General features: G+C 61.5%; 14 protein-coding genes and 1 tRNA gene. 10 read left to right on the forward strand and 5 right to left on the reverse strand.

Translation table 11 applies throughout. The features are described 5' to 3' along the window. The first annotated feature begins 41 nt into the window (after positions 1-41). From J2X35_RS10220 to J2X35_RS10230, 3 genes are all read left to right on the forward strand, one after another. The gene (locus J2X35_RS10220) at positions 42-1130 is read left to right on the forward strand and encodes a helix-turn-helix transcriptional regulator (protein ID WP_310184762.1); all 1089 of its coding nucleotides are present in this window, start codon (positions 42-44) and stop codon (positions 1128-1130) included. A gap of 469 nt (positions 1131-1599) precedes the next feature. Next, positions 1600-3048, forward strand: coding sequence for an Ig domain-containing protein (locus J2X35_RS10225; RefSeq protein WP_310184763.1), 1449 nt, complete (start codon positions 1600-1602; stop codon positions 3046-3048). Then, positions 3045-4343: an autotransporter domain-containing protein gene (locus J2X35_RS10230; RefSeq protein ID WP_310184764.1), complete on the forward strand. Its 1299-nt coding sequence runs from the start codon at positions 3045-3047 to the stop codon at positions 4341-4343. Before J2X35_RS10225 ends, J2X35_RS10230 begins: the two co-directional genes overlap by 4 nt. Positions 4344-4659: 316 nt before the next feature. Here the strand turns inward: J2X35_RS10230 and J2X35_RS10235 are convergent. Further along, positions 4660-4736 (reverse strand) — tRNA-Arg (locus J2X35_RS10235). A 189-nt stretch (positions 4737-4925) separates the two neighbouring features. Continuing rightward, positions 4926-6434: a HAMP domain-containing sensor histidine kinase gene (locus J2X35_RS10240; RefSeq protein WP_310184766.1), complete on the reverse strand. Its 1509-nt coding sequence runs from the start codon at positions 6432-6434 to the stop codon at positions 4926-4928. Between the two features lie 289 nt (positions 6435-6723). On the opposite strand from J2X35_RS10240, the gene rpmH reads away from it, so the two are divergent. From rpmH to yihA, 5 genes are all read left to right on the forward strand, one after another. Further along, a complete protein-coding gene (gene rpmH, locus J2X35_RS10245; RefSeq protein WP_008833937.1) occupies positions 6724-6858 on the forward strand; it encodes a 50S ribosomal protein L34 in 135 nt (44 codons plus the stop codon). A gap of 34 nt (positions 6859-6892) precedes the next feature. Beyond that, entirely contained in the window at positions 6893-7225 is a 333-nt protein-coding gene (rnpA, locus tag J2X35_RS10250; RefSeq protein WP_310185047.1) for a ribonuclease P protein component, read from the forward strand. A gap of 21 nt (positions 7226-7246) precedes the next feature. Beyond that, positions 7247-9052: a membrane protein insertase YidC gene (gene yidC / locus J2X35_RS10255; protein WP_310185049.1), complete on the forward strand. Its 1806-nt coding sequence runs from the start codon at positions 7247-7249 to the stop codon at positions 9050-9052. Positions 9053-9240: 188 nt separating this feature from the next. Continuing rightward, positions 9241-9879 (forward strand): CatB-related O-acetyltransferase, encoded by a 639-nt coding sequence (locus J2X35_RS10260; RefSeq protein WP_056114338.1) that lies wholly within the window; start codon positions 9241-9243, stop codon positions 9877-9879. Continuing rightward, positions 9876-10535: a ribosome biogenesis GTP-binding protein YihA/YsxC gene (gene yihA, locus J2X35_RS10265; protein ID WP_310185053.1), complete on the forward strand. Its 660-nt coding sequence runs from the start codon at positions 9876-9878 to the stop codon at positions 10533-10535. Before J2X35_RS10260 ends, yihA begins: the two co-directional genes overlap by 4 nt. 5 nt (positions 10536-10540) lie before the next feature. Here yihA and J2X35_RS10270 read toward each other — a convergent pair whose 3' ends face one another. Next, positions 10541-11272, reverse strand: coding sequence for a TetR/AcrR family transcriptional regulator (locus tag J2X35_RS10270; RefSeq protein ID WP_310185056.1), 732 nt, complete (start codon positions 11270-11272; stop codon positions 10541-10543). 120 nt (positions 11273-11392) lie between these two features. Between J2X35_RS10270 and J2X35_RS10275 the strand changes: the two genes are divergently transcribed. Then, positions 11393-12565 (forward strand): HlyD family secretion protein, encoded by a 1173-nt coding sequence (locus J2X35_RS10275; RefSeq protein ID WP_310185058.1) that lies wholly within the window; start codon positions 11393-11395, stop codon positions 12563-12565. Positions 12566-12586: 21 nt separating this feature from the next. Continuing rightward, a complete protein-coding gene (locus J2X35_RS10280) occupies positions 12587-14179 on the forward strand; it encodes a DHA2 family efflux MFS transporter permease subunit (protein ID WP_310185059.1) in 1593 nt (530 codons plus the stop codon). Positions 14180-14350: 171 nt separating this feature from the next. Here J2X35_RS10280 and msrB read toward each other — a convergent pair whose 3' ends face one another. Both msrB and J2X35_RS10290 read right to left on the reverse strand, forming a co-directional pair. Then, on the reverse strand, positions 14351-14854 hold the full coding sequence (msrB, locus tag J2X35_RS10285) for a peptide-methionine (R)-S-oxide reductase MsrB (protein WP_310185061.1): 504 nt from the start codon (positions 14852-14854) through the stop codon (positions 14351-14353). 125 nt (positions 14855-14979) lie between these two features. After that, on the reverse strand, positions 14980-15537 hold the full coding sequence (locus tag J2X35_RS10290) for a fasciclin domain-containing protein (protein WP_056114320.1): 558 nt from the start codon (positions 15535-15537) through the stop codon (positions 14980-14982). Positions 15538-15646: the final 109 nt, after the last annotated feature.

Raw genomic sequence — 15646 nt, forward strand, 5'->3', positions numbered from 1 at the left:
CTGTTTCTGCTATCCCTGACGAGATACACGGGTCTTGATCCATGCCGAACCAACTCGTCGATCGCATCTACGAAGCCGCCTTTGTACCGGACGAATGGCCGCAAGTACTGGCTGCAATCAGCGATTTGTCGGCCTCCGCAAGCGGCGCGATTTGCCTGTTCAGCGATGAGTCTCCGGTAAGAGGCAGCGCCCAAGAGAACGTTCGCCATCTTTTCGAAGAGTTTCTGGCCGGCGACACATGGCGGTCTTCCGGCGGAATTCAACGCATGCGCGCCCTGCAGCCAACGAGCTTCGTTGCCGTAGAGGATTTTATGACCGCCGACGAAGTTGAGGAAGACCCAGTGCGGTCGAAACTCAGAGCATTTGGGATTGGCCAGCATGTCTGCGCGGCTGTGCCCATGCCAAGCGGGGAACTCGTTACATTCGTATTTCAGCGATGGACGAAGGACGGCGCCTATGATCGCCGTTCTATCCGTTTGTTAGACAGCTTTCGTCCCCATCTTGCGCGTGCCGGGCTGATGGCGGCGCGCCTGGGCCTGCGGCAGGCACAAGCAACTGCCTCGGCTTTGCAGGCTATCGGACTACCTGTTGCCGTGCTTTCCGGCAATGGGTGCGTGCGGGCTTCGAACGACCTGTTTGACAGCATGACTTCGGTATTCCTGCCGAAGTCCTTTGGCGGCATGGCAATCGCTGACGTAGCCGCCAACGGACTTTTTAGGAAGGCTATTGAAGCGTCGAGCCATGCCGCTGAGCCGGTGGTGCGCTCCATCCCTGTCAGACCTAAGGAGGCCGGTCCGCTCGTGATACACATAATGCCGTTGCGTCGCAGCGCCCACGATATTTTTTCGGGCGCGGATATTCTCGTGGCGGCCACGGCCGTCAATGCGAGCAACATCGTCCCGTCTCCCACGTTGCTGTCCGGCCTGTTCGATCTCGCACCTGCGGAAGCCAAGCTGGCAGCCGCACTTGCGACGGGTGTGGCGCTCAAGCAGGCAGCGGCGGAGCAGAACATCCGTATGACGACGGCGCGCCATTACCTCGAGCAGATTTTTCGAAAGACCGGCACGCACCGTCAAGGCGAACTAGTTGCATTGATCAATTCGACCCTGCCGCTGCATCGCGCCGATTGAATCCAGGCTGGCTCGGGCTGTTGCCCACATGTCACAGGCTGACCTCGCCGCGCGGCACCCCTGTTATATGACAGGTATTCAAGGTTTCGGAAATCGGAAACCCTCCTCGCGAGTTGGGCAGCCAGAAAATGGCCATGCGGGGAAGTATGACGATTTCAAAGCTGCGAACGGGCAAAGTCGCCGCGGTCCAAAATTTTCTTTGCATTGTGTTTGTGCTGATAGCCTCGGCATTTGCTGCCGGCCAAGCCCAGGCAGACCCCATTAGCGTTTCGCCGGAAGTTTTGCCCCCCGGCAAGGTAGGTGTCGCGTATGACCAAACGTACGTCGTATCGGGAGGGTTGAGCGGCGGCCCGTATTTCTCAACCTTTTCGGGAGCCTCCGACCGGATACCGGCCTGTGCTGCTTCGCCAACAACGAGTTCCGAATTTCCGGCGTACCTAAAGCCGCCGGCACATATGTCCTGAGATACTTGTTCGGTGAAAGGGCTTGGCTCGACGAGGTCCCGGGCGCGTCGCCCCCCGTCCCGAAGATATACACGGTCGTCATTGCCGAGCCCGACCCTGTCGAGATCACGCTCGCTGGTCTTCCAGATGGCCAGGCTGGCCAGCCTTACAGCGCACAACTGACGGCGAGCGGCGGCGATGGAGCGTACAGTTTCTCCATCGTGTCTGGAGCAATCCCGATCGGCATGTCATTCAGTGCCGCCGGTGCGATAGGCGGCACGCCAATTCAAAGCGGCAGCTTTACCGTCAGATTCCGCGCGACGGACAGCGGCGGCCGCTCTGGCGACCGGAGCTACACTTTCGAGATCGCGCCGCCGCCGCCGGTCGTCGTGGCGCCAGCAATACTGCCCGATGGGCAACTCGGGCAGCCTTACAATCACACATTGACCGCATCCGGTGGTGCGCGAGGGCCTTATCAATTCTCCATCGTCTCCGGCAACCTGCCCGTTGGCACGTTCAGCAGCGCTGGGGTCATGTCGGGCACGGCGCTCGTCGCCGGAATATATAACTTCCGAATCCGGGCCACCGACGATGTCGGCTATACGGGCGAGCGCGACTACAAGGTGGTGATCTCCGATGGGCCGCCCGTCACGATTGCACTAGCAACGCTTCCAGACGGAAAGGTTGGCCAGTTTTACGATGAAACGATGGTAGCGTCCGGTGGCGCGGGCGGGCCCTATTCCATCACGCTTGTCGGCATCCCGGTCATGCCGCCTGGCCTTGCATATGCTGGCGGCAGGCTCTCCGGCACGGCGACCGTGGCAGGCACCTACAGTTTTACGGTCCGGGCGGTGGATCGCGCCGGAAATTTCACCGAGCGCGACTATTCGATCGTGATCGCGGACACCCCGGTTACCCTCTCGCCAACGGCGCTGCCAGATGGCCAGGTCGGCCAGCCTTATGATCAGACGGTAGTCGCTTCCGGCGGCGCGGGCGGGCCATATTCCATCACGCTTGTCGGCATCCCGGTCACGCCTCCTGGCCTTGCATATGCTGACGGCAGGTTCTCCGGCACGGCAACGGTCGCCGGCACGTACCCCTTCACACTGCGCGCGACGGATCGCGGTGGAAATTTCATCGAACGTCAATATTCAATCGTGATTTCTTCCACGCCGCCCGTGACTTTGAGCCCGACCACGATAACGGCCGGCCAGATTGGCCAACCGTACAGCCAGACATTTACGGCCAGCGGCGGCATCGGTGCCCCGTACCGATATTTTGTAGTCGTCGGAAATTTGCCGGACGGCATCGACATGGCGTTGGATGGAACACTTGCCGGCACTCCGACGCAGAGCGGCAGTTTTCCCTTTACGGTCGATGTGTTCGATGCCGCCAATACACGCTCGTCATCGACGCCCTGCCGCCGCCCACCGCACCCTCGCTCACCGCATCGGTTGTTGCCGGTGAAACCGTGACGCTGCCTCTGACGCAGGGGGCTACTGGCGGGCCATTCAGCGACGCCGCAATCCTATCCAGCACACCAACGGAAGCAGGTACGGCCACATTGTCCGGCGCACCGGCCTACGCACTGACTTTTACGTCGTCATCGGCGTTTTCGGGCACGGCCATCGTGACCTACACGCTGACGGGTCCCGGCGGCGTCTCTGCCCCGGCGACCGTGACGATAACGGTCGCCCCAAGGCCTGATCCGTCCGATGACCCCGAGGTTGCGGGGCTACTCAATGCGCAGGCACAGGCCGCGCAAAAATTCGCCGCCGGGCAGATCGACAACATCAATCAACGCATGGGCGCCTTGCGCGGCGAGACCTGCCGCGACACCTTTGCAAACGCGGTTCGTTTGTCCGGCGCAGGCGAGGATGGCAGGCCGGAAAGCGTCGTACTGCCTGATAAAACGGGGTGCGACAACGCGGCCATGACCGGGGGCGTGGGGTTCTGGGCCGGCGGCTATGTCGATTTTGGCTACAAATCGCCGGACGATGGGACGACCCGCGACTCCATCTCCGTCGATGTGACAGCGGGTTTCGACTATCGCTTCAATAACCAGTTCGTTGCCGGGTTGGGCATCGGCTATGCCAGCGACGAAAGCGACATCGGCGTCAATGGCACGAAGAGTTCAGGCGAAGCTTACAGCGTCACGCTCTATGCCAGCTACCGTCCAACCGAGTGGCTGTTTGTCGATGCATTGGCCGGATGCGGCGACTTCAGTTTCGACTCGCGCCGCTTCGTTACCGGCACAGGCGGCTTCGCGAATGGCCAGCGCGACGGCGATCAGGTGTTCGGCTCGATCACAACCGGATTTGACTATTCGACCGGCAGCTTCCAATTGACGCCATTCGCCCGGCTGGCAGCCTCCTCGTCGACGCTGGATGCGTTCACCGAAAGCGGGGCGGGTATCTATTCGCTAGCCTATGGCGAGCAGAGCGTCGACAGCCTTGACGGTACGATCGGGCTTACCGGCAGTTACGAGATACCGGTGGCGATTGGCCTGCTCGTGCCACGCTTCCGGTTTGAATACACGCATGAGTTTTCAGGTTCGAGCGATGTGGACATCCTCTACGCCGACCTGCCGGGCGGTCCCGCTTATGGTTTCCAGACGACGCCGTTTGCACGGGACCAGGTGATGATCGGGCTCGGCGCGGATCTGCGGCTGCACAACCAGATGACCATCGGCTTCGACTACCGTGGCACGATCGGCTTCGAAGACAGTCACAGCCATGCCTTCGGACTGAAGCTAAACAGCAGATTTTGAGGATTAACCAGAAGCTCGGCACCAAGGCAGACAGAGCCGTTGGCCGGTTCCCATGTCGCGCCGGCAGGCTGGATCCTGCGCGATGACTTGCGCAGTGCCTATGACGGTGATGGCAACCGGCATCAGGCGCAAGCACGAGCCACCGAGGTCCTCTTACGCCCCGATCCGGGGGGCATATTGAGGGCCGATTGACACCGCATCCTGGCGAGCAAAGCAGTTGACCGTTTTGGGAAAAGCATCAAGCACGGATTGCAAACCGTCCGCAAACCAAAGCGCCGCAGTTGGCCGAAAAAGATGCCAAGTCGTGGAAATGGAATGGCGCGCCCGAAGAGATTCGAACTCCTGACCCCCAGATTCGTAGTCTGGTGCTCTATCCAGCTGAGCTACGGGCGCGCAATGGGTCATGTCTGGACGTGTCGTAAGACACTGTCCGGCACAACCCCGCCAACCGGTTTCGCCAACCGGCTCGCGACGTGAGCAGCTACCTAGCGACTGAACGGGCGAAAAGCAAGCGATCCCGTCAAAAGTTTTGCCGCCGGCTTTCGAACGGATGCCCTTCGCTCGCCGGCTTCAGGATCGGCGTCATCCCGCGCGCTCGCGACGGCCGCGCAAGCCTGAGCGGGCCTGTTCGATATGCACTGGCTGGTCTGGAATGGTGATGGCGAAGACGGTGCGACCGCCCCGGCTTTCAATCAACTCGATCGTGCCGCCATGGGCGCGCACCAGCTCCTGCGCAATCGCCAGCCCCAGTCCGGTGCCGCCGCTGCGGGCCGAGCCGCGGAAAGCGGCGAACAGGTTTTCCCGCGCCTTGGGCGGCAGACCGGGGCCGGTATCGGCCACCAGGATGCGGCTGACGCTGCCTTCGCGCTCAGCCGACACGGTCAACCGGCGCACCACCTCGGGACCCGAATCCGCAGCCATAGCCTGCACGGCGTTGCGGCTGAGGTTGGTCAGCACGCGGAACAGTTGGTCGGAATCGGCATCTACCTCCAGCGTCGGATCGACGACGTTGACGAACTCTATGCCGTTTTCCATGTCGAGCAGGCCATGTACGTCCTCGACAAGCTGATGCAGCCGTAGGCGCCGGCGCGCCGGCGGCGGCTCCTGCGTCCGGCCGTAGGCGAGCACACCTTCCGAATAGGCGACGGCGCGGTCGAGGGCGCGCAGCAGCTTGGGCGCGAAGGATTGCACCGTCGGGTCCTTCACCTGCCGCAGACGATCCGACATCAATTGCGCCGACGCCAGGATGTTGCGCATATCGTGGTTGATCTTCGACACGGCGAGCCCAAGATCGGCGAGATGCTTGCGCTCGGCCAGCATTCTCTGCAGCCGCTCCTGCATCTGGGAAAGCTCACGCTCGGCCACGCCGATCTCGTCGGTGCGCGCGGTCTGCCGGATGATACGGCCTGGATCGTCCGGCGCCTGCGAGAAGGACAGGATGGAACGCGTCATGGAGCGGATCGGCCGGATCATGATGCGGTCGATGGTGGCGTAGACCAGCACCGCCGTGATCAGCGAGATGAGCAGGGATACGAATGCGATGTTGCGCGAATAGACCAGCATGGCGCTGCGCAGCCGGTAGTCCGGCATGATCAGCTCAAACTCCTTGTCGCTGTCGCCGACCGGGCCGTAAACGCGCAGCATGCGGTTGCCGCCGAAGAACAGTGTGTCCAGCGCGCCTTTCATTTCCTCGATCATGCCGGTCTCGTTGACGGCGATATGCTCGTCAACCTGCGGCGGCATGCTCGCAACCACAAGAAGACGCGACACGCCGCCATCGCGCACGGCGATGGCCTTGGCGCCTATGGCCATCAGCACATCGTTCTGCGCGGCCGGTGAAAGCGAGGCGGGGTCGCCCTGTACGAGCACGACGGAGACGGCGGCGGCGGTGCCGAGGCGCTCGTTCAGCCAGCTCATGCGATAGCTGGCGATGGATGGCAGGAAGATGAGGATTTCCGCCAGAAGCACGAAGACAATGGTGAGCAGCAATAGCTTGGTCGACAGGCCGCGCGCCAGCGGCACCGCCTGCGAACCCGTATGCGCGGCTGGCGGCGCGGCGGCGTCCTGGTCCGGGGAAAGATTGTCGCTCATGGGCTCCGGCGAATATATGCCTGTCAAAACAAGAGTAGGTGATTGCGGTGCGATTGCCAATTTGGCCTTTTGGCTGCCCGGATTTTGGCTTTGAGGATGCGCCGGGATTTCGGGCCTCGGCCGGGCGGGCGGCAAGCCGATTGACTTCCAAAATCCTTCTAAATATAAGCCCGCACACGCTCGGGCCATGCAATCCGGCGCGGTTTCGGTCGCGCCAACGCTGCCCGGCAAAGCTCCTGTTACAGTGTGACAGAAACAAGAAGGGCCGCACGCCGCGGTATTAAAACAAATGAAGCGCACCTACCAACCTTCCAAGCTCGTCCGCAAGCGCCGGCACGGTTTTCGCGCGCGCATGGCCACCAAGGGTGGCCGTGGCGTCGTCGCTGCGCGCCGCAACCGTGGCCGCAAGCGCCTCAGCGCCTAAGCGAAAGACGAGATTGTTGCCCGCGAGCGGGCCTATGGGACAAGAACCCGGACGGCTTCTGAAACGCGCGGAATTCCTGGCTGTCCGGCGTGGTGAAAAGCGCCGCGGGCGGCTTTTTCTCGTTGAAGTTCTAAACCGCGGCGACGGCAATGCGCCGCGCGTCGGCTTCACCGTGACCAAGAAGGTGGGCAATGCGGTCGTTCGCAATCGTGTCCGCCGACGGCTCAAGGAAGCCGTGCGCACGCATGCAGCCCATGATATGGCCACCGGCAATGACTATGTAATCGTCGGACGCGACGATGTGCTGTCCATTCCATTCGACCAATTGAAGGCCGAACTCTCCCGCCGTATACGCGGGACCAGGTAGGTCCAGGAACCGAGACCCTCGATGCAAAACAACCGCAACTTCTTCATCACCATCGCGCTGTCGGTGCTGATCCTGACATTGTGGCAGGTGTTCTACATGAACCCGCGCATCGAGTCGCAGCGCGAGGCGACGCGGATCGAGGCGGAGCGCCAGGCCGCAAACAAACCGGCCGAAAGCGCCACGCCGGGCGCGCAGGCGCCTTCGCTGGGCGCGGTACCCAACACAATTCCCGGCACGGACGGCACCACCGAGGCCGGCCGCGACCAGGCGCTGGCCAAGACACAGCGCGTCCGCATCGACACGCCGAGCGTCGAAGGTTCGATCAACCTGACCGGCGCGCGTCTCGACGATCTGAAGCTCAAGCACTACCGGCTGACGGTCGACGATACCTCGCCGGAGATCGAGCTGCTGAACCCGGCGGAACTGCCCAATGGCTACTATGCCGAGATCGGTTTCGTCGGCAATGAAGCGACGGGAACTGTTCCCGGGCCACAGACCGTGTGGTCGGTAGAAGGCAACCAGACCCTGACGCCGGCGACGCCCGTCACCCTCACCTATACCAATGAGAAGGGTCTTGCCTTCAAGCGCAATATCGCGGTGGACAATGACTATATGTTCACCATTTCCGATACGGTTCAGAATGCCGGCGCGGAACAGGTTACCCTTTCCAACTATGGCCGCGTCACCCGCTTCGACAAGCCGGCCGTCGCCTCGACCTACGTCCTTCACGAAGGCCTGATCGGTGTCACCGGCGAGGAAGGACTGCAGGAATACAAATACGCCAAGGTCGAAGAGAACAAGCAGTACGTTCCCTCCAAATCGACTGACGGCTGGCTGGGCATCACCGATAAATACTGGGCGGTGACGCTGGTGCCGACGGAAAAGCAGCCGTTCCAGCCGCGCTTCGCTTTCTTCGAGGACGGCCGCCATCGCTACCAGTCCGACTTCCTGACCGACCAGATCACCGTTGCCGCTGGCCAATCGGCAACCGTGGAGACCGAGGTCTTTGCCGGCGCCAAGGAAGTCGGCAAGATCAACGCTTATGAACAGGACAGGAAAATCCGCCGCTTCGACCTCTTGATTGACTGGGGCTGGTTCCACTTCATCACCAAGCCGATGTTCTGGCTCATCGACAATCTCTACAAGCTGCTCGGCAATTTCGGCCTGGCTATCATCGCCACCACCGTCATCGTCAAGGCCATCTTCTTCCCGCTCGCCAACAAGTCCTACAAGTCGATGGCGAACATGAAAAAGGTGCAGCCGAAGATGCTGGAAATCCGCGAGAAATACGCGGACGACAAGATGGCGCAGCAAAAGGCCATGATGGAGCTCTACAAGACGGAGAAGATAAACCCGATCGCCGGCTGCTGGCCGGTTCTGGTGCAGATCCCGGTCTTCTTCGCGCTCTACAAGGTGCTCTACATCACCATCGAGATGCGGCACGCGCCATTCTTCGGCTGGATCCACGATCTTGCCGCGCCCGATCCGACATCGCTGTTCAACCTGTTCGGTCTTATGCCATGGGCTGTGCCGGCCTTCCTGCATATCGGCATCTGGCCGCTCATCATGGGTGTGACGATGTTCCTGCAGATGCGCATGAACCCGACGCCGCCGGACCCGACGCAGGCGATGGTTTTCACCTGGATGCCCGTCATCTTCACCTTCATGATGGCAGGCTTTCCGGCCGGCCTGGTGATTTACTGGGCCTGGAACAACCTGCTTTCCATTACCCAACAGGGCATCATCATGAAGCGCCAGGGCGTCAAGATCGAGCTCTGGGATAATCTGGCGGGACTGTTCCGAAAAAAACCATCTCCAGCGGAATAGCGCTGCGGCATGAAAAGCCCCGGATCAGCCGGGGCTTTTCTTTTCAGGCGACGCAACCAACAAGCGCGGCTGCTATTGCGCGAACGCAAAGACCGGCCTGGCCGGGAAACCCTGCAAGCAGCCATTGGTGCGAACGGTTGCTTGCGCTATCCTTTTCGTTCCCGCCAATCCACCGGACGGAGCCTGCCATGACCGGACCCAACCCGCACATCAAGCACCCGATACCGATGCATCCGCGCGTCGGGTTCCTCAAGGCGCTGGCCAATGCCCCGAATATCGAGATCGGCGACTTTACCTATTTCGACGACCCGGACGGGCCGGACAAGTTCGTCGAGAAATGCGTGCTGCACCATTACCCCTTCATTGGCGACAAGCTGATCATCGGCAAGTTCTGCGCCATCGCCGAGGGCGCGCGGTTCATCATGAACGGCGCCAATCATGCCATGTCGGGCTTCTCGACCTATCCGTTCAATATTTTCGGCCATGGCTGGGAAGAGGGATTCGACATCAAAACCTGGGAAAAGGAAAACCGTGGCGACACGGTGATCGGCAACGATGTGTGGATCGGCATGGAAGCCATCATCATGCCCGGCGTCACGATCGGCCATGGCGCCATCGTCGCCGCGAAGTCCGTGGTGACGCATGACGTGCCGCCCTACGCCATCGTCGCCGGCAATGCGGCGAAGGTGGTCAAGACACGTTTCGACGACCTCACCGTGCGCAAGCTGCTCAAGGCGGCCTGGTGGGACTGGCCCGTCGACAAGATCAGCCGCAACCTCAATGCGATCCGCGGCGCGAACATTTCGGCGCTGGAGGCGGCGTCTTGAACGCGCCCGCGAAGACGGTACTGGACGCCGACCTTTTCACACGGCCGTGGACGTTCATCCGCGGCGTGCCATCGATGAAATTCCTGCCGCCGGAAGGACCGCCGGAAATCGCCTTCGCCGGTCGCTCCAATGTCGGCAAATCGTCACTGATCAATGCATTGGTGAACCAGAAGGGACTGGCGCGCACCTCGAACACGCCGGGACGCACGCAGGAGCTGAACTACTTCGTGCCGGACGGCCACTCGGGCGAGGCCGGCGACATGCCGCCGATGGCGCTGGTCGACATGCCAGGCTACGGCTATGCGCAGGCGCCCAAGGAACAGGTCGACCAGTGGACGAAGCTGGTTTTCGATTATCTGAAAGGCCGCGTGACGCTGAAGCGCGTCTATGTGCTGATCGATGCGCGCCACGGGATCAAGAAGAACGACGAGGACGTGCTTTCGCTGCTCGACAAGGCAGCCGTGTCTTACCAGATCGTGTTGACGAAGACCGACAAGATCAAGGCCGTCGGCGTGCCAAAACTGATCGAGGACACGCTCGCAAAAATCAAGCGGCGGGCGGCAGCCTTCCCGATCGTTCTCGCCACCTCGTCGGAAAGGAGCGAAGGACTGGATGAGTTGCGCGCGGCCATCGCGCTGGCCGCGTTGGGCGGATAAGGCCTTCAGGCTTCCTTGCCGGACGCCTTGTTTTGTTGTTCCAGAGCGGCAAGCTTTTCGGTGCCGTATGCCTTCAGGAAGACATCGACGCCAGATCGCACCACATAGCCGATCTCGTCGTTACCCGGAACTTCGGTGCGATAGGCGAAGAGGCACTGGCGAAAGAATTTCGACATGCACAGATCGGTAAACTGGTAAGCCGCCAAGTCGACATCGGCCACGGTCAACAAACCCTTTCCGATGGCCGCGTCGAGAAATTCCACAAGCCGCGCATGTCCACGCCGGGGTCCTCGTTCATAGAAGCGGGCGCCCAGTTCGGGGATGCGATCCGAAACGCCGATGACGGTGCGCTGCGCCAGGATGACTTTGGCCGAGGTGATTTTGGTAGCCAGAGCGATGCCGAACCGCACCAAAGTAACGCGCAAATCGTCGCGATTTTCCAGCGCCTCGTACATGTTCCTGAATATCTCGCCGCGCTCTTCCTCGATCAGCGCCTCAAACAGCTCTTCCTTGTTCTGGAAATAGACGTAGATCGTCCCCTTCGACACACCTGCTTCGCGAGTTATGTCGTTCATCGAGGCCGCGTCGAAACCCATATTGATGAAAACCCGGCGGGCACCGTCTATGATCTGCTTACGCTTGACCGGGTCCTGACCGGCCGCCGGCCGGCCGCCGCGGCGCAGGCTGTCCAACAGCTCATACCCTTCTTTCCCTGTCAGGTCCTTGTCATCGTCCATGTCAGACTTTCCGAAAATAATTCGAACCGATCGGTTCGATTCACTCTTGATATGGCCTTGGCAACGGGTTATGTCAACGTCGAACCGAACGGTTCGGTATGATTATATCAGAGAGAGCTCATGTCTTCCACCGCCTCCCCCAGCGCCGAAGTCCACGCCTTCCCCACCGCCAAGGCCCCGACCATCGAAGCCCCGACGGAAATCGCGCAGCCGGCTGCGGCGGAAGCACCTGCGAAAAAGAAGCGCTCGGTGCGTTCGCTGTTTTTGCCGACCATACTGGTCGCGTTGCTCGGCACCGGCGCTTGGTACGGCCATGGCTACTGGACCGACGGCCGCTTCATGATCTCGACCGACGACGCCTATGTGCAGGCCGACATGGCTTTCGTGTCGCCAAAGATTTCGGGCTATGTCGACAAGGTTCTCGTCACCGAAAACCAGACGGTGAAGGCCGGGGATCCGCTGGTCGCCATCGATCCGGGCGACTATCGCATCGCGGTGGCGCAAACCGACGCTCAGATCGCAACGCAGGGCAAGACGCTGGATCGCTACGACGCGCAGATCGAAGCGGCGCAGGCTTCGCTCAAGCAGGCCGAGGCGCAGAAGACGTCCGCCAAGGCCGGGGCCGATAATGCCGCGCGCGCGCAGCAGCGGGCGGCACAGTTGCTGAAGACGCGGGTGGCGACGCAGGCCCAGTTGGATGACGCCAGCACCGCTGTCGAGCAGGCAAATGCGGCACTGGTCGGCGCCGATGCCCAGATCGCCGCCGCCAAGGCCAATATCGGCGTGCTGCGGGCGCAACGCGCCGAAGCCGCCAGTACCCTCGCAACCCTGACGCTCGGCAAGGAAAAGGCCGAGCGCGACTTCTCCTTCACCACCTTGCGTGCGCCGTATGACGGCGTCGTCGGCAATCTGTCGGTGGAACAGGGCGACCTCGTCAGCCCGGGCCAGAAGCTCGCCGTCATCGTGCCGATGGACAAGCTCTATATCGTCGCCAATTTCAAGGAAACGCAACTGGCCCGGCTCGTGCCCGGCGAGAAGGTGCGCCTGTCGGTCGATGCCATGTCCGGCGACGAAATCGAAGGCACCGTCTCGTCGCTGGCGCCGGCCTCGGGCTCGGTGTTCTCGATGCTGCCGCCCGATAACGCCACCGGCAACTTCACCAAGGTGGTGCAGCGCGTTCCCGTCCGCATCGACGTGCCGCAGGATGTGCTGGAATCCGGACGGCTGCGCGCCGGCCTCAGCGTCGTGGTCGACGTTGACAGCCGGACGGCGCCGCAGACAGCGGCCAACTAGGCGCGAAGGCGGAGCGCGGAGATGTCCACCGCAACGACGATGACGCCATCGGCGGCCCCGCCCGCGGTGCGGGGCGACGAACTCGACATTCGCAAGGTCATCGGCTTCATGGCCATGGTCTTCGGCATGTTCATGGCCATCCTCGACATCCAGATCGTCTCGGCGTCGCTGGCCGAAATCCAGGCCGGCCTCAGCGCCAGCTCGGACGAAATCCCGTGGGTGCAGACGGCCTACCTGATCGCGGAGGTCATCATGATCCCGCTATCCGGCTTCCTGTCGCGAATGCTGTCGACGCGCGTGCTCTTCACCATTTCGGCCGCCGGCTTCACCGCCGCCAGCGCGCTCGCCGCCACCGCCACCAACATCGACCAGATGATCGTCTACCGCGCCATCCAGGGCTTTATCGGCGGCGGCATGATCCCCAGCGTGTTCGCCGCTGCCTACACCATCTTTCCGCCGTCGCGCCGCGCGGTGATCTCGCCGATGATCGGCCTGGTGGCAACGCTGGCCCCCACCATCGGTCCCACCGTCGGCGGATATATCTCTCACGCCATGTCGTGGCACTGGCTGTTCCTCATCAATTGCGTGCCCGGCATCCTGGTCGCCACGGCGGTGTGGACGCTTGTCGATTTCGACAAACCGGACCGCTCCTTGCTGAGGAAATTCGACTGGTGGGGCCTTGCCGGCATGGCGGCGTTCCTCGGCTCGCTGGAATATGTGCTTGAGGAAGGCCCGGCGCATGACTGGCTGCAGGACCAGGTGGTGTTCCTGTTCGCCATCGTCATGTCGATCGGCGCGGTGCTGTTCTTCTGGCGCGCCTTCAAGGCCGAGGAGCCCATTGTCGATCTCAAGGCATTCGCCAACGTCAATTTCGCCTTCGGCTCGCTGTTTTCGTTCGTCATGGGCATCGGCCTCTACGGCCTGACCTATCTCTATCCGATCTTCCTCGGACGCATCCGCGGCTACGATTCGATGATGATCGGTGAGGCGCTGTTTGTTTCCGGCCTCGCGATGTTCCTGACGGCGCCGATCTCCGGCATCCTTTCGCGCAAGCTCGACCCACGGATCATGATGGCGATTGGTTTCCTCGGCTTCGCCGCCGGCACATGGCGCATGACCTATCTGACCGCGGACTGGGATTTCTGGGAGCTGCTGGTGCCGCAGATCCTGCGCGGTGTCTCGATGATGCTGTGCATGGTGCCGATCAACAACATCGCGCTCGGCACGCTGCCGCCGGAACGGCTGAAGAACGCGTCCGGCCTGTTCAACCTGACGCGCAATCTCGGCGGTGCGGTGGGCCTGGCGGTGATCAACACCGTGGTGACCGACCGCAATGCCTTCCACTATGCGCGGCTGGCCGAAAGCGTGCAGTGGGGCAGCGCCGAGGCACAGACGCAGTTTCAGAACATGACGCGGAACTTCGAGACCCATGGGGGCGTCGATGCCGCCACCGCGGCAATGTCGAAGCTTTCGGGCATGGTTCACCAGCAGGCGGCGCTGCTGTCATTCATGGATGTCTTCTATCTCATCACCGTGTTGTTCGCCCTGTTGGCGGTGTTCACGATGTTCATCCGCAAGCCGCCGGAATCAGCCGGTGGTGGCGGCGGTCATTAGATATAAGGCGCCTCAATGACCGATATGCATTGATTATGCAGATGCCGATGGGTCCCTTCCCCACGCCCATCGGATGGATTGCGCTTCCCATACGCGATCCAGAAGGGGTGGAGGCAAATTGCGGCCTCCACCCCTTCAACTCCGATCCTTTGTGAACCGCGGACTTTGCGCTCAGGCGGGGGTGGCGGGCTTGAATGTCAGCGCCACGCCATTGATGCAATGGCGCAGGCCGGTCGGCTTGGGGCCATCGTTAAAGACGTGGCCGAGATGGCCCCCGCAGCGCCGGCAATGAACCTCCGTGCGGGTCATGCCGAGGGTGGTATCCTCGTTCTTGCCGATAGCGCCGGAAATTTCCTGCCAGAAGCTCGGCCAGCCGGTGCCGGACTCGAACTTCGTCTCAGACGGATAAACCGGCAGGTCGCAGCCCGCGCAGGCGAAAGTGCCCTTGCGGTGCTCGTTGAGCAACGGGCTGGTCCCAGGATATTCGGTATCTTCATGGCGAAGCACCTGGTAGGCAGCCTCGGACAACTGCGCCTTCCATTCCGCGTCGGTCTTGACTACCTCGAAAGTTTCGGCCAGCGCCGGTGAAGACATGCCCAGGCGCCAAAGAACGCCGGCGCCTGCCGCGCAGGTGATCGCGCCGGTGCTGCTCAAGAGAAAATCGCGACGGTTCATGATGCTGGTCCTCCTGGCGTCTCTATGCCAAATCCTGCGCATTCCAGGAACTCAAAATCGAGTGAGCATCCCGCGCCGTTTGCGGCGCAGGATGCTTCTGTTGTTCGCCTGGAGACGGTCCGGTGTTACATCTTGGGCAGAAGAACCTTGTCTACGACGTGGATGACGCCGTTCGATTGCTCGACATCGGCAATGGTCACGTTGGCGACATTGCCGTTCTCATCGGTCACGGTGACCTTGCCGCCATCTGCCTTGAGGGTCAGTTCGCAGCCGCCCACGGTCTTGACCTTGTGCGCGCCGCCATCGTCCTTGACCATCTTCATCACGTCAGCGGACATCGCCTTGGCGCCGACGACGTGACAGGTCAGGATCTTGGTCAGCTTTTCCTTGTTCTCAGGCTTGACCAGCGTCTCGACCGTGCCCTTCGGCAAAGCGTCAAAGGCCTCGTTGGTCGGCGCGAAGACGGTGAAGGGACCCTTGCCCTGCAGCGTCTCGACCAGGCCGGCAGCCTTCACGGCGGCGACCAGCGTGGTATGGTCTTTCGAGTTGACGGCGTTTTCGACGATGTTCTTGTCGGCGAACATCGCGGCGCCTCCGACCTTCGGGTTTTCGGCGTAGGCAACCGTTGCCAGAGCGGACATCGCAACAGTACCGGCGAACAAAAGGGTGGCGAATTTACGCATTGTTTGAATCTCCTCGGGGTTTTTTCTTCCCATTTCTCTGGGCAGATGGAGATACGGATCGAAAAAGCGCTAGTTTCGAACGAGGAAAATTTATTTTTCCAACAAGACT

The organism is Mesorhizobium sp. BE184, assembly GCF_031457045.1.
Lineage (GTDB): Bacteria > Pseudomonadota > Alphaproteobacteria > Rhizobiales > Rhizobiaceae > Mesorhizobium.